Origin of the sequence: Photorhabdus hindustanensis (genome assembly GCF_002968995.1) — a bacterium.
Classification (GTDB): Bacteria; Pseudomonadota; Gammaproteobacteria; order Enterobacterales; family Enterobacteriaceae; genus Photorhabdus; species Photorhabdus akhurstii.
The window spans coordinates 60,482-76,215 of the sequence record NZ_PUWT01000004.1; the positions used below are offsets into that span (position 1 = coordinate 60,482).

A 15,734-nucleotide genomic window follows, 5' to 3' on the forward strand; every position below is an offset into this window, starting at 1 on the left:
GTCACTTAGGATATTTCTATCAGCAAGTTTGCTGATAGCACGGATTACCATCAGTAAGCGATCAAAATTCACACTTGCAATAGTATCAAAATAAAATAATTTTAATTTGTTACTATCTTTACCCCAGATATCCGACACCACTCTTCCTGTTCCGCAACAGGATCGATTGCGAATTTATCAGTATAGGCATGAATAACACTTTCTGCCTGATTTGTTAAAATACCCGATAGACCTAACAGGCCACCCGGTTTTGGTAATGCACCAATCACAGGGGCGAGTTCACGCAGAGGGCCTGCCAAAATATTAGCAATTACTACATCAGATTCAAGATCGGTTGGTGTATCTTTCGCCAAATATAGCGTTAAACGCTCCAGAACGCCATTACGTTCTGCGTTGTCTCGGCTGGCCTGAATAGCTTGTGGGTCGATATCTATGCCAATAGCGTGCGTTGCACCGAGCTTTAGCGCAGCAATTGCTAGTATGCCGGAGCCGCAACCAAAATCGATAACCGTTTTACCTTCCAGATTGAGACTGTCCAGCCATTGCAAGCATAATGATGTGGTTGGGTGAGTGCCTGTACCGAAAGCCAGTCCAGGGTCCAGCATAACGTTGACTGCGTTTGGGTCCGGGACATCGCGCCAGCTTGGACAAATCCACAAGCGGTTGCCAAAACGCATTGGGTGGAAGTTATCCATCCATTCACGCTCCCAATCTTTGTCTTCCAATTGTTCGATTTTATGAATAAATCCTTCACCCAACTCAGGAACTTGTTCGAGCTGGCTGATCACAGCTTTCATATCGGTTTCAGCATCATACAATCCGATGATATCGGTATCTCCCCATAAACGGGTCTCGCCCGGTAAGGGTTCGAATACAGGATTATCGTGGCTGTCTTGAAAGGTGACTGAGACTGCGCCATTTTCCATCAGAGTATCTCCAAGGGATTCAGCGAGCTGTCCTGTGGTATTTAATCGAAGTTGTATCCAAGGCATAAAAAATTTTCCTTTAATAAGGTCTGAGCGCTTTTTGCGGTAATCGCTGGCCGAGGGTATTGCCCATCCAGAAAGCCAACAGGCTAAGTAGCAATGATGGCACGATCGGGTGGAAGCCCAATAGATGGATATTGAAACTCGCGAGCAAAGTATAGCTTGTTGCCCCTGTAATCATTGAACTGATAGCGCCATAGGCATTGGCTTTTTCCCAATACAGGCCCAAGACTAATGGCCAGAGGAATACGGCTTGTAAGCCGCCGAAAGCCAGTAAATTCAGCCAGATAATCATCTCGGGTGGGCGCCAGGCGGCTAAAAGTAGCAACAAACCAAGAATCAGGGTAGAAAAACTAGAGATCCGGGCTAGTTTTTTTTCCTGTACGATTTGTTGTGGAAACAAATTTAGATAGAGATCTTTGACGATTGTCGCAGAAGATTGCAGCAGTTGTGCATTAATTGTGGACATAATGGCGGCCATCGGCGCAGCCAAGAAAATTCCAGCGGCGAATGGCGGCAATACAGTGATCATCAATGTTGGGATCACCTGATCGGGAATGGTCAGATCAGGAATAATGGCTCGACCAATTGCGCCAGCTAAGTGCATACCAAACATCAGGATCGTCATGACAATGGTTCCGATGATAATCCCACGGTGAACAGCTTTGCTATCGCGGTAGGAGATGCAACGGACGGCGGTATGAGGCAATCCGATTACCCCAAAGCAGACCAGTACCCAGAACGATGTCATGAAAGGCCCGTCAAGGATATGGTCAGCGCCTTGTGGCGAAACCAGCTCAGGATTAATTGCGCGTAATGTGGTAACTGCTTCCGACAGACCGCCTGCCTTATAGATAATCGCTACTAGCAGTAGAACAGTGCCTAACAGCATTACCAGCCCTTGTAGGGCATCATTGAGGACACTCGCTCTAAACCCTCCAAATGCGGTATAGAGAGCGATAGAGATACCGAAAATCATTAATCCGGTGCCATAAGGGATACCCGCAGCCGTTTCCAGCAGGCGTGCGCCGCCAATAAACTGAACGGTCATCGCGCCGACAAAAGCGACTAAAAGACTTAGGCTGGCAAACCAAACCAGAAAACGACTGCCATAACGGGCATACAACATGTCATTAAGAGTAACGGCATTATAGCGGCGGGCGAGAATGGCAAATTTCTTACCTAACACTCCCAGGGAAAGCCATATTGCCGGCAACTGAATTAGCGACAGTAATACCCATCCCAGACCATATTTATAGGCGGCTCCTGGCCCGCCGATAAATGAGCTGGCGCTGATATAGGTAGCGGTAATGGTCATTGCCAATACAAAGCCGCCCATTGAACGGTTGCCAAGGAAATACTCAGTCAGGAAGGGGCCTTTCTGGTGGCGTCGATAAGCGTAAACTGACAGCAGAAATACCAATGCAAGATAGCCAAGCAGAGGTAAGATAACTTCACTTTGCATTCTCATCCTCCAGCGGGACTTCTTTGAAAATAAATTTCACCATTAACCAGCAGAAGATAATGAATACAACTGGTAGTAACAAACATGCCATTTCAAACCAGCGAGGTAAGCCGGTGACACCGGGAGCTTCGCTGGGTAAATAGGCTGTCAATAGCCAGCCAATAAGATAAGCAAGCGTTAGGAACACGGCCCAAAGTGCTTCTTTGTGGGATTGAACAAATCGTCTGTCCATTCGTTCTTCCGGTAATTAAATAAGATGAGAAGAGAAGGATTGTACGGCAAGATGCGAATTCATTCAGGAAAAATGTGATAGCTTGTCAAGCGAGAGCGTTGCTGGCGCGAAAGTCTGGGGAGAAGGTATTCTTAACATAGCGGCAAGCTCCGTTTAGTGAACGGAACTTAATTAAAGCAAAGCGCCGGATAAAAAAACAGCGCTTTGTCAGTAATCTGACAGGATATGTCCATATACAGCCCATATATGGACTCATCGGTGATTTGGGTATATTCTTTCATTGGGAGTTGTATTTCATTATTGGAGAACGCTATGACCCTATTTACTTCGCCACGCATAACTACAGTATCAGCATTCAAGAAAGAACTGGCTTCTATGGATGTTTCCGACCCCGTAGTCGTCACACAAAATGGAGAACCTCTCTACGTGGTTCAAGATCCTGTTCAGTTTGAAATGCAGCAGGAGCAGATGGCCCTGTTACGACTGCTATCTTTTGCTGAAAAGGACGTGCAAGCAGGCCGGACAGTTTCATCTGCCAACCTTAGGGCTGGGCTGAAAGGATTGGTTGATGAGATTTGAGTATTCTTTTGCATTCCGGGACCAGCTTCATGACCGGTTCTACTATTTGGCAAGACATATAGGCCAAGTCGCTACTCAAGAGCTTCTTGATAGTTTCATTGCTGGATTTGAGGGAAGGGTAAACGACCATCCTGAAAGCACTCCATTATGTATAGAAGCAGCAGATCTTGGTCTCACCACTTATCACGATTATGTTGACTCCAAACTCCAGTTGAGAGCTATTTACCGTTTTTCTGAGTCAGAAGGTATCGTTTATCCATTACTGTTTTTAAGTACCAAGCAAAGTATTAGGCAGGCGCTTATTCAATACTGTCTACGCCACTAAAACCGAGGAGATGACGTTCAGAAAGCGGGTATAACTCAACAGAGTGGGAAAGTCTTGTTGGTGATATCGTCGAACTAATCCACAGTAGAAGTTTTTAAAATCCCGATAATGTGACATATGAAAGGCAATCACGATGGTCGTATCGCCATGTCGATCTCAAATTCTGGATGTCCGACCAGAAGCCAGAGAGTCACTTCTTGTTCAGCTTTTGCCAGCGCTGGTACACCTTGATAGCGCTTTCGTCCTTCTTTTGGATCATGGGCAAGCGGCGTTCCTCGATGGGCTTCGCGTACTCTGCGTAGAATGTATCCAGCTCGAAGTACTTGCGATCATCCTTGTAGAATGGTGCGTAGTCTTCGCGTGTGGTGATGTAGATAACCTGTTTCGGGCTACAGTAGTAGAGCGAGCCTAGGCACATAGGGCAGGGGCTGGCGAGAATGTAGATATCGCAGTCGGTCAGGTGCTCGGTTCCGAGCTTCTTGCACGCTTCTCGTACGGCCAGGATTTCCGCGTGTGCGGTCGGATCGCAGGTCTGTGCTACCAGGTTCGGGCTTTCAGCGATGATGTCGCCGTCGCGTACGATCACGGTGGCGAACGGCCGGCCCCCTTGTTCCACATTTTTCATCGCAAGGTCGATAGTGCGTTTTACAAAATTCATAGGGAAAACCTCATTGAAAATAGATTGAATTAAAGCGTGGTTGCCGACTCAGAGAGTTCGTGCTGGAATTTCAGAAAACCTTTGATGATCTCTTTCATGGTTGATCTCTGTGTCGTGTAACGAAAAGATGGATTGAAGATTACTTTCGGATATCCATAAGGTAAAAGACTGATTTATTATGTACTCCATAGGCATACCTTATGGAGACCCACATGCTTTTACGACATATCAACTATTTTCTTGCCGTGGCCGAGCACCACAGCTTCACGCGTGCCGCTACAGCCTTGCATGTGTCTCAGCCGGCATTGTCGCAGCAGATTAAGCAGCTTGAGGAAACCCTTGGGGCGCAACTGTTTGATCGGACCGGACGTGCCACGCAGCTGACGGATGCTGGCGAGGTCTATTTCCGCTATGCACGACGGGCATTACAGGACTTGGAGGAAGGAAAACGGGCGATCCACGACGTTGGTGATCTGAGTCGCGGTTCTCTGCGCGTTGCCGTCACGCCGACGTTCACAACTTATCTTATCGGCCCCTTGGTCAAGTCGTTCCACAATCTCTATCCCAACATCACGTTAACGGTTCGGGAGATGTCGCAGGAGCGCATTGAAGAGCTTCTGGTCGATGACGAACTTGATGTCGGGATTGCGTTTGATGAGATCCACTCGCCTGATATCGATGCACAACGACTTCTGGTGGAGACGCTAGCGCTGGTCGTTGGTAAGGAGCATCCCCTTGCAAAGTGTCGAACGATGAGTCTGAAAGCCTTGAACAACGAGTCTCTGGTTCTCCTCACGTCCGAGTTCGCTACACGAAAGCAGATCGATCGTTATTGTAGGCAGAACGACATTTGTCCCCGCGTTTTGATGGAGGCCAATTCGCTAAGCGCTGTCATTGAGATCATCCGACATACAAGCCTTGCCACGTTGCTGCCGGCAAAGATTGCCTGTGATCGGGAGGAATTGGTTTCGATTGTTCTAACCCCCTCACTGCTACAAAGAACGGCGGTTCTCATGCAGCGAAAAGGAGCTTACCAGACGGCGGCGGCGCGGGCGTTTATCGAGCTTGCGCTGGAATATTGATGTTGGTGTTACTATTTTTTTAATTGATATTTACATGAGTTTATTTTTGTAAAAGTTAATTATTGAATAAGTTGTATAAAAGTATCTCACTATCTGGAGAAATTATTTATAGAGTAAAAGATTATTAATTTAAAGAGTGGGTGGGATTTGGTTTTTAGAGTTTTAATTAGTTAGTGTTTTGACTGTTTGTTACCACTTTTACCACCTGATTTTTATTAAGTTTAATCACTATAGGATATCGTGTTTTACGTTAAACCAACGTTAATCATACCCTTTACTGACGCTGTTTTACCGGCAATTCTGAGTAGTTTTAATAAATCACTATCCTTGATGTTTTTTCAGATAATCCCCCGTTTTTTCAGGGTGTTAATCCTGCTAGATTAATCGTTTTATCCATTTTTTATTGCGTTGTTTTTATGGTTTTCTTCATAAAATAACGATGAGAAAGCGCGTTAATACCCATCTGTTCGGATAATATTCTTTTGCATGCTGATTTCTTTTCGACTTTCTTTTAATGGTTGATGACTTCGGTTAAATACAATTAACTCTCCTTTTGAAAAGTTGCATGTATTTAGTTAAATCCGCCTTTTATATAAAAACTTTAATATCTCTGTATTTAAGCTTTTAAATGGTCATGGCTGATTAGGTAATTATAAAATAAACGGAGTATAGCATCGCTGGTAAATGCATTAAATATGGCAGGGAGTAAACTGTTTTTTAGCCATTCTATCTTGCTTAAAAATCTGGTATTAATCGGAACCTATTTTTTTAACCTTTGTCTGATAGATAACTGAGTTAATCACCGCTAAAAAGGAAATAGCTCATTTTTCTTTAATCATCTTTAATGCTTTTAAACGTTTTTGTCCTTTTTTCCATATCTAATCTAAAAGCCTCTCAGTTTTTTTAACGATTATCCTCATTTTGCGTAAACTCCTTTCAGGCATGCAAAATCTTTTTTTTGAGAAAATTTTCTTAATACGGTTAATAGATTTAAAAGCCGTCTTTCCTGGTGTTTTCTCTTCTAATATCAGTATAGTACCGAGTTTTTTACCTGCTTTAAAAAATCTTTAATGACTTTCGGTTTTACCTTTAATGACTTTCGGTTTTACCTTTAATGACTAACATTTTTACCGGTTTTTTCGTGATGCGTTTGCCCTTTTTACAGATTCTAAAATCACACTGATTTTACCTCAAGGTGGGTTTTTAAAGTGGCGGTAAACTCCGTTTGGCGAACAGAACTCGATTAAAACAAAGTGTCGGCTAAAAAGCGGCGTTTTGTCAGTAATCTGAAGGAGCGTTTAAGCGCTCCTTCAAAGGTATTGATGTCATTAAACCGGTTTTAAGTTTCCTGTAATCCCAGTTTTTTCTCCAGATAGTGGATATTAGTGCCACCATTCTGAAAGTTTTCATCATTCATAATCGTCTGTTGAAGCTCGATATTTGTCTTGATGCCGTCAATGATCAATTCTGCCAATGCATTTTTCATACGGGCAATGGCATTGTCTCGATTTTCACCGTAAGTAATCAGCTTACCAATCATTGAATCATAGTAAGGGGGAACGGTGTAGCCAGCATAAATATGCGATTCCCAACGTACGCCAAATCCACCTGGTGAGTGGAAACGGGTAATTTTACCTGGGCTTGGCAGGAACGTGTTCGGATCTTCGGCGTTGATACGACACTCAATAGCGTGACCACGAATAACAACATCTTTCTGCTTAATTGAGAGTGGCATACCTGCGGCAATCCGCAATTGCTCTTTAATCAGGTCAACACCGGTAATCATTTCTGTAACGGGATGTTCGACCTGAATACGGGTGTTCATCTCAATGAAATAGAATTCGCCGTTTTCATACAGGAATTCGAAAGTACCGGCGCCACGATAGCCAATTTCGATACACGCGTTAGCACAGCGTTCACCAATGCTGCGACGCATTTCTGGCGTGATGCCTGGTGCAGGGGCTTCTTCGACAACTTTCTGGTGACGGCGCTGCATAGAGCAATCACGTTCAGCCAGATAAATGGCTTGACCTTGACCGTCGGCCAATACCTGGATCTCAATATGACGTGGATTCTCAAGGAATTTTTCCATGTAAACCATATCGTTATTGAAAGCAGCTTTTGCTTCCGCACGGGTCATATTGATTGATTGTTCCAGATCTTTATCGCTGCGGACGACGCGCATACCGCGACCGCCGCCGCCGCCAGACGCTTTGATGATGACAGGATAGCCGATGCGTTTAGCGAAGGCTTTGTTTTTCTCTGTGTCATCAGACAATGGGCCATCAGAGCCAGGTACACAAGGAACGCCCGCTTTTTTCATCGCATTGATAGCAGAAACCTTATCACCCATCAGGCGGATCGTTTCTGCTTTTGGACCGATAAAAATAAAGCCGGAACGTTCAACCTGTTCAGCAAAATCTGCGTTTTCAGACAGAAAACCGTAGCCAGGGTGAATAGCCACAGCACCAGTGATTTCTGCCGCAGAGATAATCGCCGGGATATTCAAGTAGCTTTTTGCAGAAGCTGCTGGGCCAATACAGATAGTTTCGTCTGCCAGCAGTACGTGTTTTAAGTCACGATCCGCAGCTGAATGTACCGCAACGGTTTTGATCCCCAACTCTTTACAAGCTCGCAGGATACGCAGGGCAATTTCACCACGGTTAGCAATTACAATTTTATCAAGCATGGGAACGCCTCGTTATTCGATGACGACCAATGGCTCGTCAAATTCAACGGGTTGACCGCTTTCCACAAGAATCGCTTTAACCACACCTGCTTTGTCGGCTTCGATCTGATTCATCATTTTCATTGCTTCAACGATGCAGAGGGTATCACCCACATTGACACGGTCGCCGATGTTGATAAATGGTTTCGCATCCGGGCTAGGAGTACGATAGAAGGTACCTACCATTGGGGAACGAACGACGTGACCGTCGATTGCAGCCGATTTGTCGCTAATTGTTTCTGGTAAAGCCTGAGAAGGCGCAACAGCACTAGCCAGCGCAGGTTGTTGCGCTTGAACGGGAATATATTGTTGAGCTGCCGGAAAACTCTGGGGGGCTAATGCGCGGCTGATGCGCACTGACTCTTCCCCTTCAGAAATTTCTAGTTCAGAGATGCCAGATTCTTCAACCAGCTCGATCAGTTTTTTTATCTTACGAATATCCATGAGTGTGATTCCGTACTCTTCTGTTTAATTAGTTGAGTTTTGACAAGCGGTTTACCGCTGCCTGTAATGCAAAGCTATAGCCATCTACCCCTAAACCGCAGATTACACCAACAGCAAGATCTGAAAGATATGAGTGATGACGAAATGGCTCGCGCGCGTGAACATTGGAGAGGTGGATCTCAATAAATGGGATCTTCACTGTTAGCAATGCATCACGCAGTGCCACGCTGGTATGCGTGAATGCAGCAGGGTTAATCAAAATAAAATCGGTATTACCCTGTGCAGAATGAATTCTATTTATCAGCTCAAATTCCGCATTGGATTGCAGGTGACTGAGTTTGCCCCCTAATTGATGGGCCTCTTCAGACAATTTGCTGACGATATCACCAAGTGTTAAGTTGCCATAAATATCAGGCTCCCGGGTTCCTAACATATTTAGGTTAGGGCCGTTAAGGAGTAAAATGTGAAACTTGTCTGCCATTGTGCTGGTATCTCCGGCAATTTGTCAACAATGTGCCAACATAATCCGATATTAGCGATTTGTCATCTTTTTGTAACAGCCACTTAGTTCATTTCGGCGATAAAACGCGACATTATAATGATATCGTAGCATTTAGCAGCTAAATACTGGTCTTATCAGAAAAAATGTCAAGAATAAAACCATTGTACTTTAGAGGTTAATCACAATTCTTAACGAACTCTTACTAATGTACGTCCTGTAACTTGGTTAGCTATCAATTTATTGGCGTATTCCACGGCTTGTTCCAATGTTATCTCCGTCGTTGCTTGCTGATAAAAAGAAGCAGGTAATAGTTTTTGCAGGCGTTGCCACACGGCAGGTCGCTTGGCTGATGGAACCGTGACAGACTCTACGCCTTGCAGACGTACATTACGTAAGATAAATGGCATCACTGTTGTTGACAGATTTGCGTTACCGGCAAGGCCACAGGCGGCAACAGTGCCGTTATAGTGAGTTTGAGCCAGTATTGTTGCCAGTACATTATCGCCTACCGTGTCGATGGCTCCGGCCCAAAGTTGTTTTTCTAGTGGGCGAGGTGGTTGGCTAAATTCATGGCGCGGCAAAACCTTTTTTGCCCCTAGAGATAACAAATATTCATGATTTTCTGGTCTGCCGCTAACAGCAACTACGGAATAGCCAAGTTGTGAGAGTAGGGCTATTGCGGTACTTCCTACACCACCACTGGCGCCTGTCACAATGACATCACCACTTTCTGGTTTAACGCCGCCTTGTTCTAGGGCGATAACGCACAGCATGGCGGTAAAGCCAGCAGTACCAATGATCATTGCTTGTCTGCTATCCAAATCGTCAGGTAAAGGTGTCAACCATTCCCCTGAAACTCTGGCTTGTTCCGCCAGTCCACCCCAATGATTTTCTCCTACCCCCCAGCCGGTTAATAATACGTGCTGACCGATATGAAAACGGGGATCTTCGGTACTGTGTACAATGCCAGAGAAATCAATACCCGGTATCATTGGGAATTGGCGGATAATTTTTCCTTTACCTGTAATGGCTAATGCATCTTTATAGTTCAGCGTTGACCAGTGAATATCGACGGTAACGTCTGCTTCGGGAAGATGAGCAGTGTCAATTTCTTCAATGGACGCTGATAATTGGTTCTGTTGTTGTTTGAGTAGCAGGGCTTTCATTATTGTTCCGTTCTCTGTAATTGATTTGTCATTCAATTAAGGATAGATAAAAATGGGTGATTTACATAAGGTATATAAGAAAAAATAAAGTGTTGATGAATTATAAAACAGAATTTATTTGCATTTTTATCTGTAATCCCATTGTCATATTCCAGCTTTGTTGCATATGGCGTTCTATTTCAGAAAATTCTGTTTTTTATTATTTTTTAGCAGAAAGTATTGTATTTTAGTCACACTTTATTACATCATTAATTTGCTCACTACACAGACTACGTACTTGCAGTTAAGTATAGGTAATGGTGAGCAGAGGTATGGTTCTGATGTGAACTTACCGGAATAGCTATTGGTCAAAAAGCAGCAGCGGATTTAGCCGGTACGGTACCAGTGGCGCCATAATGCTGAATTATGCAAAATCAGGCAGTTCTTGCATTTCGTTATGGAGCAATTGGTAAAATTAACCCATTTTTATGCAGTTTTTTTCTGCTCCGTTTGGGAGAAGTAACGTAGAATATCGCGTTGTTGATATGAATAACGTAGCCACTTTTTTATTGAAGCAGGTGCTTGTGCGCCTTGTCGCTGCTTCATGTGGTTGGTAGAGTAGACGGGTTTCGTTCCGTCCCCAGCTTGCAGGATTATCCTTTCGCTATGTTTAAAAAATTTCGTGGCATGTTTTCCAACGACTTGTCTATTGACTTGGGTACCGCCAATACCCTTATTTACGTCAAAGGTCAGGGTATTGTATTGAATGAACCTTCTGTTGTCGCAATCCGTCAGGATCGTGCTGGTTCATCGAAAAGTGTTGCTGCCGTTGGGCAGGAAGCAAAGCAAATGCTGGGTCGAACACCGGGTAATATTGCGGCAATTCGTCCGATGAAAGATGGCGTGATTGCCGATTTTTATGTTACCGAGAAGATGCTGCAACACTTTATTAAGCAAGTTCATAGCAACAGTTTCATGCGTCCAAGCCCGCGAGTTTTGGTTTGTGTACCTGTTGGCGCAACTCAGGTTGAGCGTCGGGCAATCCGTGAATCGGCGCTCAGTGCCGGCGCTCGTGAAGTATTTTTGATTGAAGAGCCTATGGCTGCGGCGATTGGCGCTGGCTTACCTGTTTCTGAAGCCACTGGCTCAATGGTTGTGGATATTGGCGGCGGTACTACGGAAGTGGCGGTTATCTCTTTGAACGGGGTTGTTTATTCATCTTCTGTACGTATCGGTGGAGATCGCTTTGATGAGGCGATTATCAATTACGTTCGCCGTAATTATGGTTCGCTGATTGGTGAAGCAACGGCTGAGCGTATTAAGCACACGATCGGTTCTGCTTATCCTGGCGATGAGATGTTGGAGATTGAAGTTCGTGGTCGTAACCTGGCAGAAGGTGTACCACGCGGCTTTACGCTTAACTCCAACGAAATTCTTGAAGCTCTGCAAGAGCCTTTAACGGGTATTGTCAGTGCTGTTATGGTCGCCCTTGAGCAATGTCCGCCAGAATTGGCCTCCGATATTTCAGAACGAGGCATGATTTTGACTGGTGGTGGTGCATTATTGCGCAATCTTGACCGTTTACTGATAGAGGAAACGGGTATTCCTGTCATTGTTGCGGAAGATCCGTTGACGTGTGTTGCCCGTGGTGGTGGAAAAGCACTTGAAATGATCGACATGCATGGCGGTGAGCTCTTCAGCGAGGAGTGAGTATTAACTTGCAAGTGAGGGAGGAATGACGGGTAGCTCAGACCTCCTTGCTATTGCTGTCTGGGAATTCCATTGTTTATGAAACATACAGTTTGGAATAGCGCAGCTTATGAAGCCAATTTTTAGCAGGGGGCCTTCCCTGCAATTACGACTTTTCTTTGCTGTTATTGTTGCCATTGCTTTGGTTGTGGCAGACAGCCGTCTTGATGCTCTCAGTAAAGTCCGTAATTATATGGATACGGTAGTCAGTCCATTTTATTTTCTCGCCAATGGCCCGCGTCAAGTGCTTGATGGTGTGTCAGAAACCCTTGCCTCCCGTGAACAACTCCGATTGGAAAATCGTGCTTTACGCCAAGAATTATTGATGAAAAACAGTGATATGCTGTTATTAGGGCAACTTAAACAGGAAAATTCCCGCTTGCGTGAGCTATTGGGATCGCCTTTACGTCAGGATGAACACATGATGGTGACGCAGGTGATCTCCGGTAGGGCTAATCCTTATAGTGATCAGGTCGTCATCGATAAGGGATCAAGAGAAGGCGTTTATGAAGGGCAACCTGTTATCAGTGATAAAGGCATTGTGGGTCAGGTGGTTGCTGTCAGTCAGTTTACTAGCCGGGTATTACTGATTTGTGATACGACCCATGCTTTGCCAATCCAGGTCTTACGTAATGATATCAGGGCGATTATTGCCGGTACGGGTTGTGCTGATGATTTGCAGTTTGAGTCATTGCCAAGCAACACAGATATTCGGGTTGGGGATGTGCTGGTGACTTCTGGGTTAGGCGGCCGTTTCCCGGAAGGTTATCCGGTGGCGGTGGTTTCGTCAGTTAAAGTCGATAATCAACGGGCTTATACGGTGATTCACGCTCGGCCAACGGCGGAATTACAGCGTTTGCGTTATTTGCTGTTATTGTGGGGAGCGGATAATAATCCATCCGAACCATTGCCTCCCTCAGAGGTTTATCGTGTAGCCAATGAACGTTTAATGCAAATGATGCCTCAGGTATTGCCGCATGCAAATGAAATGGGACCGCCAGCGCCATCGTCTGTTTCTGATGAAACAACCAAGACAACAGAAAGAGTGAAAAATGCTGAATCGACAATAACGTCTGCTAAATTTATAAATTCGGGAAATCGTTAATGAATCAATACCGGAGTCATGGGCGTTGGGTCATTTGGTTATCTTTCTTGATTGCAATGGTGCTGCAAATTATGCCGTGGCCGGAGCAAATTTATATGTATCGGCCAACCTGGTCGGCACTATTGTTGATTTATTGGGTGATGGCGTTACCTCATAGAGTCAGCGTTGGTACCGGTTTTGTATTGGGGATCATCGTAGATTTGATTCAGGGGGCGACACTGGGTGTTAACGCTTTGTCTTACAGCCTTGTGAGTTATTTGGTGTCATTTAAGTTTCAATTATTCCGCAATATGGCGCTTTGGCAGCAGGCTTTGGTCGTCGTTGCTTTATCGATACTGATGGATTTCAGTGTTTTTTGGGTGGAATTTTTGTTATCAAATGTTGCTTTTCATCCAGAAGTATTCTGGAACAGTTTGGTCAATGGTATTCTTTGGCCGTGGCTGTTCCTGTTAATGCGAAAAATCCGTCGTCAGTTTAATGTACATTAGTGGTCGGATCGCCGTTTTTAATGTCCTGACAGAGCTTATTCCAGCAGGCGTTACTGATGCAGGCCATTCTTTCCAAATAACTTGAGGATATGAGTAGTGTGTATAACCTCAAAATGGTAAATGAAATAGCCTAATGAGATAGGTAGTAGTAAGGACAATATCATCATGAAAACCCTTTATCTGGCTTCCGGCTCACCAAGGCGGCGTGAGCTGGTTGAATTATTGGACTTTAAATTTGAAATTCTTTCTCCTCAGGTAAAGGAGCAATGGCAAGAGGGTGAAACTCCGCGTCAGTATGTTAGCCGATTAGCAAAAGATAAATCTCTAGCGGGAGTTGCTATTGCACCAGAGGATTTTCTGGTATTGGGAGCGGATACTGTTGTTGTATTGAATGGTAAGATTCTCGAAAAACCGCATAGTGAACAACATGCTGTTGAAATGCTTAGTGCACTTTCTGGTCAGTGTCATCAGGTGATTACAGCTATTGCTTTATCAGATAGTCAGCGTACCTTAAGTGATATAGTCGTTACAGATGTAACCTTTCGCCAATTATCCACGCAGGAAATTCTGGATTATGTAGCAACCGGTGAGCCGATGGACAAAGCGGGTGCTTATGGTATTCAGGGAAAAGCGGGTTGCTTTGTTAAGACGCTGAATGGGAGTTATCACTCAGTTGTTGGTCTGCCATTGGTGGAAACGCACGAATTAATCACAAAGTTTTTTGCGTTAGTTGATGGGAAGGGGAACACATGACAGCAGAGTTATTAGTCAACATCACACCGTCCGAAACGCGCGTTGCCTACATTGATGGTGGGATTTTGCAAGAAATCCATATTGAAAGGGAAGCTAAGAGGGGCATTGTCGGCAATATTTATAAAGGTCGTGTAAGCCGGGTATTGCCAGGGATGCAGGCTGCTTTTGTTGATATTGGTCTGGAAAAAGCCGCCTTCCTTCATGCCTCGGATATTGTGCCCCACACGGAATGTATTGCCGGTGAGGAGCAAAAGAACTTTCATGTCAAAGATATTGCTGAGTTGGTTCGTCAGGGACAAGATTTAATGGTTCAAGTGGTGAAAGATCCCCTTGGTACTAAAGGCGCTCGACTAACTACGGATATTACTTTACCTTCCCGCTATCTTGTCTTTATGCCCGGCGCATCTCATGTCGGGGTTTCACAACGTATTGAAAGTGAAGGCGAGCGTAATCGGCTGAAAAATATTGTCGCTGACTATTGTGATGAACATGGTGGTTTCATTATTAGGACGGCTGCCGAAGGCGTTGGGGACGAAGAATTAGCTCAGGATGCGGCTTTCTTGAAACGTCTATGGAGTAAGGTGATGGAGCGTAAAAAGCGCAATATCACTAAAAATAAACTTTATGGCGAATTAGCCCTGGCCCATCGTATTTTGCGTGATTTCGCCGGAGCAGCCCTTGATCGTATTCGTGTGGATTCTCGTTTGACGTTTACTCAGTTACAGGAATTTATTCGCGAATATATTCCTAAAATGACAGCCAGATTGGAACTTTATAACGGTAATCAGCCTATATTCGATCTGTTTGATGTAGAAAATGAAGTTCAGCGAGCACTTGATCGAAAAGTTGAATTAAAATCAGGTGGTTATTTAATTATTGACCAAACTGAAGCGATGACCACAATTGATATTAATACCGGCGCATTTGTCGGGCATCGCAATTTGGAAGAAACTATTTTCAATACCAATATTGAGGCGACGCAAGCTATTGCCAGGCAATTAAGGCTGCGTAATCTGGGTGGTATTATTATTATCGATTTTATCGATATGAATAGCGAAGAACATCGTCGACGGGTATTGGCTTCTCTTGAGCAGGCGCTGAGTAAAGATCGTGTTAAGACGACGATTAATGGTTTTTCCCAACTCGGATTGGTGGAAATGACCCGCAAGCGGACTCGTGAAAGTATAGAACATATACTTTGTAGCGATTGTCCTACTTGTAAAGGAAGGGGAACCGTAAAATCGGTTGAAACTGTCTGTTATGAGATTATGCGTGAAATTGTGCGTGTGCACCGGGCAGTCGACGCAGATCGTTTCCTTATTTATGCTTCGCCAGCAGTGGCCGAAGCGCTGAAAGGAGAGGAATCTCATGCACTGGCGGAAGTAGAGATTTTTGTCGGCAAACAGGTAAAAGTTCAGACAGAACAGCTCTACAGTCAGGAACAGTTTGACGTAGTTATGATGTAACCATCCAATTTGCTGACATAACAGCAT

Annotated in this window: 16 protein-coding genes and 1 pseudogene; 8 read left to right on the forward strand and 9 right to left on the reverse strand. The window is 44.6% G+C overall.

Going from position 1 to position 15,734, the window contains the following annotated elements; translation table 11 throughout:
* Positions 1–101 precede the first annotated feature (101 nt).
* From prmA to C6H66_RS01960, 3 genes are read right to left on the reverse strand one after another with little or no spacing between them, the layout of a single operon-like run.
* Positions 102–992 (reverse strand): 50S ribosomal protein L11 methyltransferase, encoded by an 891-nt coding sequence (gene prmA / locus C6H66_RS01950; RefSeq protein WP_105394661.1) that lies wholly within the window; start codon positions 990–992, stop codon positions 102–104.
* A 13-nt stretch (positions 993–1,005) separates the two neighbouring features.
* Complete coding sequence (gene panF, locus C6H66_RS01955) at positions 1,006–2,451, reverse strand: sodium/pantothenate symporter (protein WP_105394662.1); 1,446 nt, start codon at positions 2,449–2,451, stop codon at positions 1,006–1,008.
* The gene (locus C6H66_RS01960; RefSeq protein WP_046395112.1) at positions 2,441–2,683 is read right to left on the reverse strand and encodes a YhdT family protein; all 243 of its coding nucleotides are present in this window, start codon (positions 2,681–2,683) and stop codon (positions 2,441–2,443) included. Before C6H66_RS01960 ends, panF begins: the two co-directional genes overlap by 11 nt.
* 312 nt (positions 2,684–2,995) lie before the next feature.
* Between C6H66_RS01960 and C6H66_RS01965 the strand changes: the two genes are divergently transcribed.
* Both C6H66_RS01965 and C6H66_RS01970 read left to right on the forward strand, forming a co-directional pair.
* A complete protein-coding gene (locus C6H66_RS01965; protein WP_236548195.1) occupies positions 2,996–3,262 on the forward strand; it encodes a type II toxin-antitoxin system Phd/YefM family antitoxin in 267 nt (88 codons plus the stop codon).
* Entirely contained in the window at positions 3,252–3,587 is a 336-nt protein-coding gene (locus C6H66_RS01970; protein WP_105394663.1) for a plasmid stabilization protein, read from the forward strand. The genes C6H66_RS01965 and C6H66_RS01970 overlap by 11 nt, the downstream gene beginning before the upstream one ends.
* Here the strand turns inward: C6H66_RS01970 and C6H66_RS26570 are convergent.
* A pseudogene (locus C6H66_RS26570) lies at positions 3,582–3,725 on the reverse strand (IS982 family transposase); the annotation flags it as partial. The gene C6H66_RS01970 and the pseudogene C6H66_RS26570 overlap by 6 nt on opposite strands.
* 52 nt (positions 3,726–3,777) lie before the next feature.
* Positions 3,778–4,245, reverse strand: a complete 468-nt coding sequence (locus C6H66_RS01980; protein ID WP_040149294.1) for a nucleoside deaminase — start codon at positions 4,243–4,245, stop codon at positions 3,778–3,780.
* Between the two features lie 212 nt (positions 4,246–4,457).
* On the opposite strand from C6H66_RS01980, the gene cynR reads away from it, so the two are divergent.
* The gene (gene cynR, locus C6H66_RS01985) at positions 4,458–5,327 is read left to right on the forward strand and encodes a transcriptional regulator CynR (protein ID WP_105394664.1); all 870 of its coding nucleotides are present in this window, start codon (positions 4,458–4,460) and stop codon (positions 5,325–5,327) included.
* A 1,339-nt stretch (positions 5,328–6,666) separates the two neighbouring features.
* On the opposite strand, the gene accC is transcribed toward cynR, so the two are convergent.
* From accC to acuI, 4 genes are all read right to left on the reverse strand, one after another.
* Positions 6,667–8,016 (reverse strand): acetyl-CoA carboxylase biotin carboxylase subunit, encoded by a 1,350-nt coding sequence (accC, locus tag C6H66_RS01990; RefSeq protein ID WP_105394665.1) that lies wholly within the window; start codon positions 8,014–8,016, stop codon positions 6,667–6,669.
* 12 nt (positions 8,017–8,028) lie between these two features.
* Complete coding sequence (gene accB / locus C6H66_RS01995; protein ID WP_046395107.1) at positions 8,029–8,499, reverse strand: acetyl-CoA carboxylase biotin carboxyl carrier protein; 471 nt, start codon at positions 8,497–8,499, stop codon at positions 8,029–8,031.
* 28 nt (positions 8,500–8,527) lie between these two features.
* Positions 8,528–8,980 (reverse strand): type II 3-dehydroquinate dehydratase, encoded by a 453-nt coding sequence (gene aroQ / locus C6H66_RS02000; protein ID WP_036809304.1) that lies wholly within the window; start codon positions 8,978–8,980, stop codon positions 8,528–8,530.
* A 209-nt stretch (positions 8,981–9,189) separates the two neighbouring features.
* A complete protein-coding gene (gene acuI, locus C6H66_RS02005) occupies positions 9,190–10,167 on the reverse strand; it encodes an acrylyl-CoA reductase (NADPH) (RefSeq protein WP_046395106.1) in 978 nt (325 codons plus the stop codon).
* A gap of 645 nt (positions 10,168–10,812) precedes the next feature.
* On the opposite strand from acuI, the gene mreB reads away from it, so the two are divergent.
* The 5 genes from mreB (at position 10,813) to rng (ending at position 15,707) form a co-directional block, all read left to right on the forward strand.
* Positions 10,813–11,856, forward strand: a complete 1,044-nt coding sequence (gene mreB, locus C6H66_RS02010) for a rod shape-determining protein MreB (protein ID WP_011148194.1) — start codon at positions 10,813–10,815, stop codon at positions 11,854–11,856.
* A gap of 109 nt (positions 11,857–11,965) precedes the next feature.
* A complete protein-coding gene (mreC, locus tag C6H66_RS02015) occupies positions 11,966–13,000 on the forward strand; it encodes a rod shape-determining protein MreC (protein ID WP_036776005.1) in 1,035 nt (344 codons plus the stop codon).
* A complete protein-coding gene (mreD, locus tag C6H66_RS02020) occupies positions 13,000–13,488 on the forward strand; it encodes a rod shape-determining protein MreD (RefSeq protein WP_105394666.1) in 489 nt (162 codons plus the stop codon). The genes mreC and mreD overlap by 1 nt, the downstream gene beginning before the upstream one ends.
* Before the next feature lie 165 nt (positions 13,489–13,653).
* Positions 13,654–14,241, forward strand: a complete 588-nt coding sequence (locus tag C6H66_RS02025; RefSeq protein ID WP_046395105.1) for a Maf family protein — start codon at positions 13,654–13,656, stop codon at positions 14,239–14,241.
* Positions 14,238–15,707 carry a ribonuclease G gene (gene rng / locus C6H66_RS02030; protein ID WP_036809292.1) on the forward strand — a complete coding sequence of 490 codons (1,470 nt, stop codon included), beginning with the start codon at positions 14,238–14,240 and terminating at the stop codon, positions 15,705–15,707. The genes C6H66_RS02025 and rng overlap by 4 nt, the downstream gene beginning before the upstream one ends.
* The last annotated feature ends 27 nt before the right edge of the window (positions 15,708–15,734 follow it).